Here is a 13,231-nt window from a genome sequence, read left to right as displayed (position 1 = left end):
ATCGGCCTGTGTCATGAAGGAAAAATGAGCCCTTTATGAAGATTGCATGAAGGCTGCTTCTTTACCTATTCTTCAGCTAGCGGTGGTTTAATACGATGCATGAAGATACTGCTGATTGAAGATGATATGGACCTGGGCAATGGCGTGCGCATCGCCCTGCGTGACCAGGGCATGCAAGTAGTCTGGGTGCGCAGCCTGGACGATGCGGTGCGCAGCCTGGAGCACGACAGCTGCGAGCTGGTACTGCTGGACCTGGGCTTGCCCGACGGCGATGGCCTCGACCTGCTGGCCAGATTGCGCACGGCCCGCCTGCCGGTGCTGATTCTCAGCGCCCGCGACACGCTGGAGCAGCGCTTGCGCGGGCTGGACGCCGGCGCCGATGATTACCTGGTGAAACCGTTCGTGCTGGCCGAGCTGCTCTCGCGCGTGCGCGCGCTGGCGCGCCGCAGCTACGGCTTCGACGGCGATACCATCGAGCTGCGCGGCCTGCTGCTGCAAGTGCCCACGCGCCGCGTCAGTGTCCACGGCCGTCCCGTGGAGCTGACGGCCAGCGAATATGCGCTGCTGAAAACCTTGCTGATGCGCGCCAACCGCGTCATCACGCGCCGCGTGCTGGAGGAACACATCCTGCCGGGCGGCCTGGCCAATGCCAGCAATACCCTGGATGTACATATGGGTAACCTGCGCCGCAAGATAGGCGAAGGCTATATCCGTACCGTGCGCGGCGTCGGTTATGTGATCGACCAGCAGGGCGATACGCCCGCTCAGCCTGGCGCCGGCACATGATGGGGCGTTTCTGGCGCATGTTGTGGCGCCCCACGCTGGTGCGCCGCCTGATGATGGCGCAAATGCTGATGCTGACAGTGTTGTGGAGCCTGGCGGTCGCGTATGTGCTGATCGAGGGCACCGGCGAAGCGAGCAATGTGAGCCGCGGCGTGCTGCGCGCCATCATCAGCGTGGCCGACAATCTGGCCGACCAGCCGCAGCGACAGCAGCACAGCCTGCGTGCGATCGATGAAGCCTTGCGCGAGGAGTTTGAAATGGGGCAGTTGCCGGAGCTGGCGCCGCGCATTCTGGTCTGGCGTGACGGCAAGCTGGTCTACAAGTCGCCCGACGCGCCCAGCGGTATCCGCAGCGCCGGCCCGGAGCAGATGGAAGTGGTGTATATCAAGGGCCAGGCCTGGCGCAGCCGCAGCCTGGTCGAGGGCGTCACGCGCGTGACCGTGCTGGAGGCGGGCGGCGCCTGGCAATTCTTCGTCACCATCAATTCACATGGTTATTACTTGCTGCCGTTACTGATCAGCTTGCCTTTTCTGCTGTTGCCGGCCTGGCTGTCGATCCGTCTGGCCATGCGCCCGTGGCGCAAGGTGGCGCAGGAGGTGGCGGCGCGCGGCCCGCAGGATTTGCGTCCGCTGACGTTCAAGCCGCCGCACGGCGAACTGGCGGCGCTGGTCGACAATATCAATGCGCTGTTGCAGCGCGTCGACACGAGCGCCGCGCGCGAGCGCAGCTTCATCGCCGACGCCACGCATGAACTGCGCACGCCGCTGGCGGCCATGCGCGTCAATGTCGAGGCCCTGCAGGGCCAGACGCATGACCCACGCCAGCAGGAGTTGCTGGACGGCATCCTGAACAGCGGCAACCGCGCGGCGCGCCTGGTGGGCCAGTTGCTGCAACTGACGCGCAGCGAGGTGCAGGCGGAGGCGGGTGAGCAACTCCGGCTGCAGGCGCTCGATACCTTGCTGCAAGACCGTCTGGCTGCCCTGTCCGGCCTGGCACAAGCGGGCGGCATCGAACTCGAGCTGCAGGCCAGCGTGTCGCTGCGCGTGCCAGGCCAGCGTGAAAGCCTGGTATCGCTGATCGACAACCTGGTGGAAAACGCCATCAAGTACAGTCCGCGTGGCAGCAGCGTGACGGTGTCGCTGCACGCGGAACGGGGCCACGCCGTCGTGCATGTGGCCGATCAGGGGCCAGGCATCGCGCCGGCCCTGTATGAGCGCGTGTTCGACCGTTTCTTCCGCGCGCCGCAGCAGCCGCAGCCGGGCAGCGGCCTGGGCTTGTCCATCGTTGCCTCGGTAGTACGCCAGCATGGCGGCACGATTCAGTTGCACCGTGGCAATGGTGGCCTGGGCTTGCTGGTGGAGGTACGGTTGCCGCTGGCCGATGCCTGACTGCGCGTCTTGTGGTATTGCATGAAGATTATTTTATGTGTATATAACGCAAGATGGCATGGCGTGGCGCACGCCTGCGATGCATAATGCGGGACAGTCAGAAAACACCGTTATGCGCCCATTCCTGTCCCGCTACCTGCCGTATCCCGCCTTTGTCGGCCTGTACCTGCTGTTCGACTGGGCCACATATATCGACCCGATGTATGGACTGAACATCACGCCCTGGAATCCGGATCCCGCGCTGGGCCTGGTTTTTTGGCTGATCCATGGCCGCAAGGCGGCGCTGCCCTGGTTTATTGCGCTGCTGGCCGGCGAGGTGCTGGTGCGCGGCATGCCCGCCGGCCTGCCATTGACCGTGCTGTGTTCGGCGTGGCTGGTGCTCGGATATGGCGGAATCGGTACTGCCCTGCGCCGCAGTTTCAGCAGCAGCGATATCTTCGATAACCGGCGCCGGCTGGTCACCTGGGTCGCCATCGTCTTGCTTGGCACCATGTTCAACGCCTTCGGCTATATTTCGCTGCTGTCGCTGACAGGGCGTATCCCGGCCGGCGAGTGGGGGACGGCGGTGTGGCGTTTCGGCATCGGTGACACGGTAGGCATGGTCGTGTCGATGCCGCTGATATGGGTACTGTTCAGCGAGCGGGGACGCGAGCGCCTGAGGGCCGCCGTCTGGCGCTGGGAAACCCTGGCTTATCTGGCCCTGGCCAGCTTCGTGCTGTGGAGCGTCTTCGGCTCCATCGTGCGTTCGGAATACAAGCATTTCTATTTCCTGTTTCTTCCCGTGATCTGGGCCGCCTCGCGCCAGGGTTTGCATGGCGCCGTACTGGCCGTGTTTGTGCTGCAACTGTGCATCATCACCCTGGTGAAATGGTCGCATGCGGTCGATATCCAGTTTTATGAATTGCAGATGCTCGATGCCGTGCTGGCGCTGGTGGGGTTTTTTATCGGCATCGTCGTCGATGAAATGCGCCAGGTGGCCGATGAACTCAAGCACACGATGCGCCTGGCGGCCGCCGGCGAGATGGCCGCTGCCCTGGCGCATGAGCTGAACCAGCCGCTGACGGCCTTGTCGACCTATGGCAAGGCGTGCGAATACCTGCTGGAGCGTGGCGAGAACGGCGCCTTGCTGCAAAGCGCGGTCGGCCATATGATCGTCGAATCGGGACGCGCCGCGGAGGTGGTGCGCCGCCTGCGCGACTTCTTCCGCACGGGCGCGATGCAGCTCGAAGCGGTGGAGGCGAGCGCCCTGATCGATGGCATGGCGCGCCAGTTTACGCCGCTATTCCATGAACACGGCATCGAACTGGTGCTGGCGCCGCCGTCGCCGCTGGCTGTGAACGCCGACCGCCTGCAGATCGAACTGGTGTTGCGTAACCTGCTGGCCAATGCGCAGGATGCGGTGCTGGGCCAGCCGCGCGGCCAGCGTCGCATCACGGTGTCGGCCGAGCGGCTTGAAGGCGGGCGGCTGCGCTTGTCCGTGGAGGATAGCGGGCCCGGCATTTCCAACAGCCTGGCGGCGCGTCTGTTCGAGCCCTTTGTGTCTTCCAAGGCCAGTGGCCTGGGGTTGGGCCTGGTGCTCAGCCGCGCCATTGTTGAAGCGCATGGCGGCCAGCTATGGGCCGAAGTGGGCAAGCATGGTATTTTTCGTTTTGTTCTGCCCCTGGCGCGCGCCAGCACGGCCGTTACTGGAGAGTATGGTGACAAGTAATTTGACGGTGTTTATCGTAGATGATGACCCCGCTGTGCGCGATGCGCTGGGTTTGCTGCTGGGTGTCCGTGGCTACCGCACGGCCCTGTTTTCCTGCGGCGAGGATTTCCTGCACAGCTGGCGGCGCGAGTGGGCCGGTTGTTTGCTGATCGATATCCGCATGTCGGGCATGGATGGCTTGAGCCTGCAGCGTCGTTTGCTGGAGCTGAAGTGCATGTTGCCCATCATCATCATCACGGGACATGGCGACGTGGCCCTGGCGCGCCAGGCGTTCAAGGCGCAGGCCAGCGATTTCCTGGAAAAGCCATTCGACCACGACAAGCTGCTGGCCGCTATTGAGGAAGCGTTTTCGCGCGAGGCGCACGCACGCGGCCAGCTGCTGCGCCAAGTCGAGGGACAGGCCTTGCTGCGCGCCCTGACGCCGCGCGAGCGGGAAGTGATGCAATTGGTGGTGACGGGGCAGCATAACCGGGACATTGCCCCGGCGCTCGGTATTTCCGTGCGTACCGTGGAAGTGCACAAGGCCAGGTTGATGGACAAGCTGGGCGTCGATAACGTGGCCGACCTGGTGCGCATAAGCATGCTGGGCCCAGGCTAGCCGCGGCTGAGGGCTCTAAGCGATGGCCTTCAATACCTGATCGCTTGAAATCGCCTTGACCCAGTCGCTGCGCCGCGCCACCGTGATGACGGTGCTGTTGGCGCTGTCGAAGGGCGCCCATTCGGGATTTTTCTTGCGCATCAATGCCACCACGGGCACATGCACGGCGTTCGCCAGATGCATGATCGATGTTTCCACCGAAATAATCAGGTCGCATTGGGCCAGCATGGCCGGCAGCTGGAAAAAGTTGTCGACGGCGCTGAAGGCCTGCGTGCGGGGCAAGTTGCGCGCCTGCACGACGGCATCCACCTTGGCCAGTTCCTGCGGCATGGCATTGATCAGGAAGCAGGCATGCTGCCATTTCGGCATCGCCTGCATGCGCGCGATCAGCTCGGCAATGCGTTCCAGCGGCCAGCCGCGCTTGTGCGACTTGGCGAATGGATTCAACAGGACGAGCGGCCCCTGGCGCGGTGCAAAGCCCCAGGCGGTCAACTGCTCCTGCGCCTGCTGCAGCGCATGTTCGGGAATGTGCACGAAGGGATAGCGTTCGGCCACGGGAATCTCGAGTCCCGTCAATTGATGGAACCAGTCTGCATACACGCTGCTGATATGGTGCTCGCCCGCATCCTGTCCCGCATACGACGCCAGCACGGCGTCGATCTTGCGGTAGGCCAGATAATGCCAGGGACGTAGCGGGCTGAACGGCTTGCGCGTGCCGATCACCAGCCCGTGCGGACTGATTTCGCGGGCAAGATCCGCATACTGCTGTGGCCGCACGTGGGCCAGCGAGACGACGACCGGATACTGTTCTGCCCGGGCCTCTTGCAGAGACTCCTCGTACAGGGCCGGGCTGTAGGTCTTGCGGTAGACCTTGGCGAACAGACCCGACTGTTCGACCCAATCGTACAGCGAATAGGTGCGCAAGCCTTCCCATTGCCTGGCGTCCGACGTGCGCCGGACCTCATCGACCCACAGGTGGATTTTAATATGCGGGTAGGCCGCGGCAAAGGCGCGGAAGCCATTTTGCAGATAGGTGAAGTCTCCCAGCGCCAGATGGGCGATGAAAAGAATTTTGTCCGACTTTTGTAGAAGTTCGGCGGGAATCAAAGGCGTCATGTATCAATACGATTTCAGGGTATTCATTCGATGGTGTCAAATTACTTGCTGGGAAAATTGCAGGCGATGCAGATTGGCATACGCGCCGTTGGCATCCAATAATTGTAGGTGACTGCCCGTTTCCATTATTTTCCCGTGTGACAATACCACGATACAGTCCGCACGTTCAATTGTTGATAGTCGATGAGCAATAACTAAGGTGGTTTTACCCTGCATCAGGTGCTCCAGCGCCGCCTGCACGGCCCGTTCCGCCTCCGTGTCCAGTGCCGAGGTGGCTTCATCGAGGATCAGGATGGGCGCATCCTTGTAAATGGCGCGGGCGATGGCCACGCGCTGGCGTTGGCCGCCGGACAGGCGCGAGCCGTTGTCGCCGAGGCGCGTTTCGAGTCCGTCGGGCAAGCCATCGATCACGTCGGACAGGAAGGCGGCTGCCGCTGCCGCTTCGATGCGCTGCCGGTCCGGCGCCGCGTCGCCATATGCGATGTTGGCGGCCAGGGTATCGTCGAACAGCACCACTTGCTGGCTGACCATGGCGATCTGCTTGCGCAGGCTAGTCAGGGCGATATCATCGATATTCTGTCCGTCGAGCAAAATCTGGCCGCCGGTAGCCGAGTAAAAGCCCGGCAGCAGGCTGACCAGGGTCGATTTGCCCCCGCCGGACATGCCGACAAAAGCCACCGTCTGTCCAGGCGCGATGCTCAGATTTATGTGTTGCAAGGCCGGTTCCGGATGGCCAGGGTAGGTAAAGCTCACGTCCTTGAATTCGATGTGCCCGCTGCAGCGGCCAGCCAGGGGCTTGCCGCCCGTGCGTTCCGGCGTCTTGTCTATCAGCAGAAAGACTTCCTCGGCGGCGGCCATGCCGCGCTGCAGCGGGCCATTGACTTCGGCCAGCTGTTTCAGCGGCGTCAGCAGCATCAGCATGGCCGTGATGAAGGAAACAAAGCCACCTACGGTGATTTGTCCGTGCTCCGACTGGAACAGGGCCATCACGATGACCAGGGCCACGGCGGCGGCCGTGATCACCTGGGTAATGGGCACGGTGGCGGAAAAGGTGGTGGTCATGCGCATGCTGTAGCGGCGCAATTGTTCGGCGCGCTCTTCGAAGCGCGACTTTTCGTAGTCCTGGCCGCCGAAGATCTTGATCACTTGCTGCGCGCGCGTGGTTTCCTCGATGACCTGGGTCAGCTCGGCATTGACGGCCAGCGAGTCGCGGTTGAGTTTTTTCAGGCGCTTGCCCGTGGTGCGCACCACGATGGTCAGCACGGGAAGCAGCACCAGGGTCACCAGGGTCAGGGCCCAGTTCAGGTACAGCAGCCAGGCCAGCAGGCCCAGCACAGTCAGCGAGGAGCGCACGATCGAGGTAAACACCTTGGTCACCATCTCGATGATCTGCTGTACCTCGAACATGATGGAATTGATGACCTTGCCGACCGTATGCGTGTTGTAAAAGTCGATGGGCAGGTTGAGCATGCTGGCAAACATCCGCCGCCGCAGTTCGTTGAGGATGCGTGTGGAGACATAGCTCATCAGGTAACTGCTGGCAAACGTCGAGGCGCCGCGCATGGCAAAGATGCCGACGACGATCAGCGGCACCAGCCAGAACGAGAAATTGACCTTGCCGCCGAAGCCATTGTCGAGCAGCAACTTGAGTGCATAGGGCAACAATGGTTCTGTCGCCGCCGTGACGACCATCGCCAGCAGGGCCAGGGCCAGATGTTTTTTATACGGCGCGTGCAGCGCGGTGAGGCGCTTCAGGTCGGGCGTGAGCATCAATACGGTTCCTTGCAGGGGACAGCAAAAACGGTTGGGCGGAAAACGAACTCAGGTAGTACGTTCTTGATGGCGCAGCATGGACCACAGTATCACCATCGGGAAGACCAGCATGATGATGCCAATGTTCAAAGTTAGCGAGCTCGTCGTCAGGCCAAAAATCATGTAGCAGGTGCACAGTACCACGCCGGCCAGCGCATACGGCTGGGCTGGGCTGGCGCTGTGGCGCAAGGCGCGGGCAAACAGGGCCAGCGGCGCAAGGAAGAGCAGCAACAGGGCCAGCAGGCCAGTGATGCCGCGTTTGACCAATGTGTCGAGATAGTCATTGTGGGCATTGGTATAGTTACTGATGACGTCGCTCATTTTTCCTTCTGCCACCATGATGCGTTTTTCCTCCAGATAACCAGTACGGCCGATGCCCATCCACACGTGCTCGCTTGACATCAGCAGGGCCGTGCGCCACATCTCAAGACGTTGGCCGACGGACGACCACTTGAGGTCAGCGCCGTATTCAAAATCTTGCATCTCATTGACAGCGATATCCATCCGTTTGCGTATCTGGGAGTTGGGCAATGCGTAGGTAAGCGAGCCCAGTGTGATGATGATGACAATGACCGCTCCTATGATATAGCGTTTGTCATGTGTTTTTGCATGGTGCAGTGCAATGATCCCCGTACAGACAGGCAAAACCAGCCAACCGCCGCGACTGCCACTGACGATGGAACCGAGGACGCCAGCCAAGGTGCCTGCGAGGATTAATAATGTCCATGTCGTACGATTGCGTTGTTCACGAGCCCAGCCCAAGCCGCAAAGGAGTAGCATGCCTAGCAACATGCTGGCATTGCCGTAGTGAATAGCATTGCTGGTTGCCGCTTGTGGACGCTCCAAATGCAGGACGATCAATTGCCAAAACGCCAGTGCAGCGCTTGCGATTGCCCCGATGGCAACTCCACTCCACCACGCTGCGGGGCGAGGCGGATAGGCGAGCAGTAACAGCAGTACCGGTGCTGCCAGTAGCGCGCGCAGAGGGATGTCGAGTTCGCGCGTCGGATCGGCGTGGTACAGCATGTTTGCCGTGAAAACGAAGAAATACAATAGTAGCGTGCCCAGCAGCAGATAATCCTGGCGCTGCAGATTCAGGCGGGGCCGTTTCCATAGCAGACAGGTGCTGGCAAGCAGAAGGGGTAAAGCCCCGAATGAGTATCCGCTGGTAACTGCCAACGACAATGCAGAAAAAAGAAATATACAAATAGAAGTCAGACCGAGCATGAATATCCTTGGTAACGCATATCGTCGCCAATCTGGCAACTGTAGCAACATAAAGTAGCCGTCATTGTAATCGAAGGTTTATGCAAAAATACCTTCAGATAATTTCATTGTTGGCAACTATCCAGGATAGACCAAGGGGAAGCGAGAAAAACCATGGTTTTTGGCCATGGTTTTTTTGTAAGCAATGGTAACTTGCTATGGTTTTGCTAAGGGCAGAGCGTCTTTCTCATGCGCTTCAGGCAGTCGCCGGCACGCGCGTGGCCACGCCGGTGGCGATTGCCGCTTGCGAGACGGCCGGGGCGACCCAGCTGCGCAGGCGCTCGTCGAACGGCGATGGTATCAGTTGCAGCGGCGTCAGCGCGCTGGTTTCGTGGCCTGGCAATGGTTCCTTGGCCAGTGCGGCGATGGCGCGCACGCAGGCCAGCTTCATTTCTTCATTGATGGTGGTGGCGCCCACGTCGAGCGCGCCGCGGAAGATGTAGGGGAAGCACAGCACGTTGTTGATCTGGTTCGGGTAGTCCGAGCGGCCCGTGGCGACGATGGCGTCGTCGCGCACGGCGTGCACTTTTTCCGGGGCGATTTCTGGATGCGGATTGGCCAGGGCGAAGATCAGCGGCTTGGCGGCCATCGATTCGACCATCTGCGCGCTCACCACGCCGCCCTTCGAGACGCCGATGAAGATGTCGGCGCCGACCATGGCGTCAGCCAGGTCGCGGTCGCTCGTGTCATTCGCGTAGCGTGCCTTGTTCTCTTCCATGTTGGCGTCGCGGCCCGGATAGATCACGCCCTGGCTGTCGCAGACCTTCAGCAGCGACTTGTTCAGGCCGAGCGAGACGAGCAGGTCCAGGCAGGCGATCGAGGCGGCGCCGGCGCCCGAGACGGCCACCTTGACGTTGCCGATATCCTTGCCCACCAGTTCCAGGCCGTTCAGGATGCCGGCCGCGACGATGATGGCCGTGCCATGCTGATCGTCATGGAAGACGGGAATGTTCATGCGCTTGCGCAATTGTTGCTCGATATAGAAGCAGTCGGGCGCCTTGATGTCTTCCAGGTTGATGCCGCCGAAGGTCGGCTCCATGCGCACCACGGTGTCGATGAACAGGTCGGGATCGTTTTCCGCCAGTTCGATGTCGAACACGTCGACGTCGGCAAACTGCTTGAACAGGCAAGCCTTGCCTTCCATCACGGGTTTGCTGGCCAGCGGGCCGATATCGCCCAGGCCCAGTACGGCCGTGCCGTTGGTGATCACGGCCACCAGGTTGCTGCGCGAGGTGTAGGTGCCGGCCGTGCGCGGATCGTCCACGATGGCTTCGCAGGCGAACGCCACGCCCGGCGAGTACGCCAGGGTCAGGGCGCGGGCATCGCCCAGCGGTTTGGTTGGCGTGACGGAAATCTTGCCTGCGCGCGGTTCGGCGTGATAGGCGAGGGCGGCTTCTTTCAGGTTGAAAGTTTCGCCGTTCTGGTCGGCGTGCTTGCTGTGGGAAGTAGACATAGGAATTCTGGGAAGGGCATACAGGGCCCGAGTGGTCAATCTGAGCCATGTTATGCAAGCGTTTGCACGCTGTCAAGGCTCGTTTGAGGGGAAGTCGATCAAAACCGCTTTGGGCGAGGGCTTTATTTCAATGCAAGCGTTTGCTCGGTTTTTGACGGGATGGGGATTTTTTGCGATAAAATCGCGGTATTGCGATCCGGGAAGCCCATGACAAACAAGAACCCCACCTTAAGCGACGTAGCGCGGGCCAGCGGCGTGCATTTTTCCACCGTCTCGCGCGTGATGAATCCGGCAACGCGGCAAATGGTCAGCGCCGAAGTGGCGGCACGCGTGCTGGCCGAGGCGGGACGGCTGGGCTACCGGCCAAACCGCGCCGCTTCCACCTTGGTCACGCGCAAGTCGCGCATCATCGGCGTGGTCTTGCCGGATATCACGAATGCCGTGTTCCCCCCCATCCTGCTGGGCATCGAGGAAGGCTTGCGCAAGCATGGCTACCTGGCCATCGTCGCCAATGTGGGCGCCGACGAGGAAGAGCAGTTGTTTGTCATTAACCGCCTGCTGGGGCAGCAGGTCGATGGCCTGATCCTGGCCACGGCGCGTCGCGATGATCCCGTCATCAAGATGTGCATCGACCAGAACGTGCCCGTGGTCACCGTCAACCGCAGCGACGAGACGGGCGTCGCTTCCTGCGTCGTCAGCGATGACGTGGTCGGCATGCGCCTGGCCGTCGAGCACCTGCTGGCGCTGGGCCACCGCCATATCGCGCACATTGCGGGACCGGAAAACCTGTCCACGGGCCACGTGCGCCGCCTGGGCTTCCTGGCCGCCATCCAGGCCAGCGAACTCGATCCGTCGCAGGCGTTCGTCTTCGAGAGCAGCGGTTACTCGCGCGAATGCGGCAAGGCGGCCCTGCTGGAACTGCTGCGCCAGTCGCCGCAGACGACGGCCGTGGTGGCCGGCAGCGACCTGGTGGCCATCGGCTGCTATGACGCCATCCGCGAGCTGGGCTTGAGTTGCCCCGAAGATATTTCCGTGGTGGGCCACAACGATATGCCCTATATGGACATGATCCGTCCGCCGTTGAGCACCATCCGCATCCGCCATCATGGCATCGGCACGGAAGCGGCGCGCCTGATCCTGCAAACCATCGATACACCCGATGCCGCCGTGCTGGACGTGCGCCTGAAGCCGGAACTCGTGGTGCGCGAGTCGACGGCGCCGCCGCGCGCTTGCCGCTGATTGCGCTTGTTTTGCTTGAGTATGTTTAAATCTTGATATTGATAATGATCAAGACAAAACCATGCAGATGACAGGCAAGCAACAACAGCGGCGCTCGCCTCGGCGGGGCAGCTGATGCCGAAGAATTTCGGCATGCCCGGCAATGCCTGGCGCTATGCGCTGGGCAGCGACTATGGCTATTGCTCTCCCTTGCTCGAAGGCATAGAGTTTGAAAACGAGTGGGTGACGATACGCGAATCGGCGATCCGCATCCGCGCCGGCTATGCCTGGGATGGCTGTTCGCCCTGCATCAGCGTGCTCGGCCTGTTTTACGTGGGCACGCCCGATGGCGCGCAGCACCTGGGCCTGCCGGCGACCTATCATGCCAGCCTCGTGCATGACGTGCTGTGCCAGTGGCGCGCCGATATTCCCGTGACCCGCGCGCAGTCGATCGCCATTTTCCATCAATTGCTCAAGGAAGTACGTTTTCCCCTGGCGGGACTGTATGCGGGCGCTGTTTTCCTCTTCGGGCCGCGGCGCGCTTTCATGCCGCCCGCCGCGCGCGCCGCGGCCCTTGCACCATCGCGTTCCCACCCGACGTAGCAGGAAAGCGCCGGCAAGGCATGCCGGCGCTGTCGCAAGGTGTTAAACTGGCGCCCCTCATCGTTTCTCTTGCCCTCTATCGCCATGACCAAAACCAATACGCCATCCCCCAAACGCCGCGAAGAGGGCGTCGCCAAGCTGACCGTCAATCCCTTCCTGGACGCCGAGTTTTATGCGCGCATGCGCGATTACACGGAACGCGATGCGGCCATCATCAAGGAACTGAAAGCGATCGCCGAGATTCGCGCTGGCAACAAGCAGCCCGATCCGCGTCTGGCGCCGTCGCTGACCGCCCTGCGCAGCACCGTCAAAAAGGGCCTGACTTTCGGCGAGATGCTCGACCGCATGGCCGCCGGCAAGGAAAAAGGCCTGTGGGAACCGTGGATGACGACCTTCGGCATCGAGATCCGCGCCGTCAACTACGGCGCCGGTCCGCGCAACGCCTGCCTGGTGCTGGACCTGGCGGCCAACGCCCCTGCACACGCGATGTTCGCCAAGGCGGGCATCCAGAACTGGCGCAGCCTCGCCGCCGACGACTGCTCCGTCGTGCGTTCGGAAAAGGCCACGGAGACCACACCGTTGAAAGTGTATGCCGTGTTTTACCTGGACCCGCTGCCCGCCTGATCCGTCAGACACTGCTGCTGGCGACATTTACCAGCAGCAGCACCGCCAGCACGATCAGCATCACGCCCGATAGCCGCTCCAGGCTCGGCAGCGCGCGCGCGAAGCGCTGCCGCAGCGTGCCATTGCCGATGGCCAGCGCCACCGCCATGTCCCACGCCAGCACGGCACACACCATCCACACGCCATACAGCACGACCGAGCCGCTGTCCGTTTGCCGGCTGGCGACGACGGACGCCAGACTCACGTAGAACAGCGCATTCTTCGGATTCAGGATGGCAGACAGGAAACCCATGCCCAGGCCGTTGCGCCAGTGCGCCTTGCCGGGCGTGGCGGCCGGCGCTGCCGTCAGCGTCGTGGTGCCCGCATGGCGCAGGAATAGCCCGCCGAGGTACAGCAGATAAGCGCAGCCCGCCAATTGCACGGCGATAAACAGGGGACTGCCCGGATGCAGCACGGCGACGCCGCCAAACGCCGCCACGATGAACACGCCATTGGCCAGTGCGATGCCGATGCACGCTGGCATGGCGCCGCGCCAGCCGTGCGCCAGCGCGCTGCGGGCGACGAGGAAAAAATCGGGCCCCGGCGACAGCAGCGCGAGGAAGTGGGCGGCGGCGATAAGGAGAAAATCCTGCATGAAACGCGACTCCGGCAATGGCGATGCG

Annotated in this window: 11 protein-coding genes and 1 pseudogene; 7 read left to right on the top strand and 5 right to left on the bottom strand. The window is 61.9% G+C overall.

Features of this window, described 5'->3' with window-relative positions; all coding sequences use genetic code 11:
• The first annotated feature begins 99 nt into the window (after positions 1 to 99).
• The 4 genes from AC07VI_RS02860 (at position 100) to AC07VI_RS02845 (ending at position 4,477) form a co-directional block, all read left to right on the top strand.
• Positions 100 to 786 (top strand): response regulator, encoded by a 687-nt coding sequence (locus tag AC07VI_RS02860; RefSeq protein WP_086143918.1) that lies wholly within the window; start codon positions 100 to 102, stop codon positions 784 to 786.
• Complete coding sequence (locus AC07VI_RS02855; protein WP_086143919.1) at positions 783 to 2,171, top strand: sensor histidine kinase; 1,389 nt, start codon at positions 783 to 785, stop codon at positions 2,169 to 2,171. The genes AC07VI_RS02860 and AC07VI_RS02855 overlap by 4 nt, the downstream gene beginning before the upstream one ends.
• Before the next feature lie 112 nt (positions 2,172 to 2,283).
• A complete protein-coding gene (locus tag AC07VI_RS02850) occupies positions 2,284 to 3,879 on the top strand; it encodes an ATP-binding protein (protein WP_086143998.1) in 1,596 nt (531 codons plus the stop codon).
• Between the two features lie 7 nt (positions 3,880 to 3,886).
• A complete protein-coding gene (locus tag AC07VI_RS02845; RefSeq protein ID WP_253251893.1) occupies positions 3,887 to 4,477 on the top strand; it encodes a response regulator transcription factor in 591 nt (196 codons plus the stop codon).
• Between the two features lie 15 nt (positions 4,478 to 4,492).
• Here the strand turns inward: AC07VI_RS02845 and AC07VI_RS02840 are convergent, their stop codons facing one another.
• From AC07VI_RS02840 to AC07VI_RS02825, 4 genes and pseudogenes are all read right to left on the bottom strand, one after another.
• Positions 4,493 to 5,593 carry a glycosyltransferase family 9 protein gene (locus AC07VI_RS02840; RefSeq protein ID WP_086143920.1) on the bottom strand — a complete coding sequence of 367 codons (1,101 nt, stop codon included), beginning with the start codon at positions 5,591 to 5,593 and terminating at the stop codon, positions 4,493 to 4,495.
• Positions 5,594 to 5,629: 36 nt separating this feature from the next.
• Positions 5,630 to 7,363: a lipid A export permease/ATP-binding protein MsbA gene (gene msbA / locus AC07VI_RS02835; RefSeq protein WP_086143921.1), complete on the bottom strand. Its 1,734-nt coding sequence runs from the start codon at positions 7,361 to 7,363 to the stop codon at positions 5,630 to 5,632.
• A 51-nt stretch (positions 7,364 to 7,414) separates the two neighbouring features.
• Positions 7,415 to 8,632, bottom strand: a complete 1,218-nt coding sequence (locus AC07VI_RS02830) for an O-antigen ligase family protein (protein ID WP_086143922.1) — start codon at positions 8,630 to 8,632, stop codon at positions 7,415 to 7,417.
• Between the two features lie 253 nt (positions 8,633 to 8,885).
• Positions 8,886 to 10,124, bottom strand: a pseudogene (locus AC07VI_RS02825) (malic enzyme-like NAD(P)-binding protein); the annotation flags it as partial.
• A gap of 207 nt (positions 10,125 to 10,331) precedes the next feature.
• On the opposite strand from AC07VI_RS02825, the gene AC07VI_RS02820 reads away from it, so the two are divergent.
• From AC07VI_RS02820 to AC07VI_RS02810, 3 genes are all read left to right on the top strand, one after another.
• On the top strand, positions 10,332 to 11,363 hold the full coding sequence (locus AC07VI_RS02820; RefSeq protein WP_086143924.1) for a LacI family DNA-binding transcriptional regulator: 1,032 nt from the start codon (positions 10,332 to 10,334) through the stop codon (positions 11,361 to 11,363).
• A 114-nt stretch (positions 11,364 to 11,477) separates the two neighbouring features.
• A complete protein-coding gene (locus AC07VI_RS02815; RefSeq protein WP_193068826.1) occupies positions 11,478 to 11,945 on the top strand; it encodes a hypothetical protein in 468 nt (155 codons plus the stop codon).
• Positions 11,946 to 12,029: 84 nt separating this feature from the next.
• The gene (locus AC07VI_RS02810; protein ID WP_226935403.1) at positions 12,030 to 12,569 is read left to right on the top strand and encodes a hypothetical protein; all 540 of its coding nucleotides are present in this window, start codon (positions 12,030 to 12,032) and stop codon (positions 12,567 to 12,569) included.
• A 4-nt stretch (positions 12,570 to 12,573) separates the two neighbouring features.
• Here the strand turns inward: AC07VI_RS02810 and AC07VI_RS02805 are convergent, their stop codons facing one another.
• Positions 12,574 to 13,203: a LysE family translocator gene (locus AC07VI_RS02805; RefSeq protein ID WP_086144000.1), complete on the bottom strand. Its 630-nt coding sequence runs from the start codon at positions 13,201 to 13,203 to the stop codon at positions 12,574 to 12,576.
• Positions 13,204 to 13,231 lie beyond the last annotated feature (28 nt).

This window comes from Janthinobacterium sp. GW821-FHT03A03 (assembly GCF_059421435.1).
This window is presented reverse-complemented; position numbering and strand designations above follow the sequence as displayed.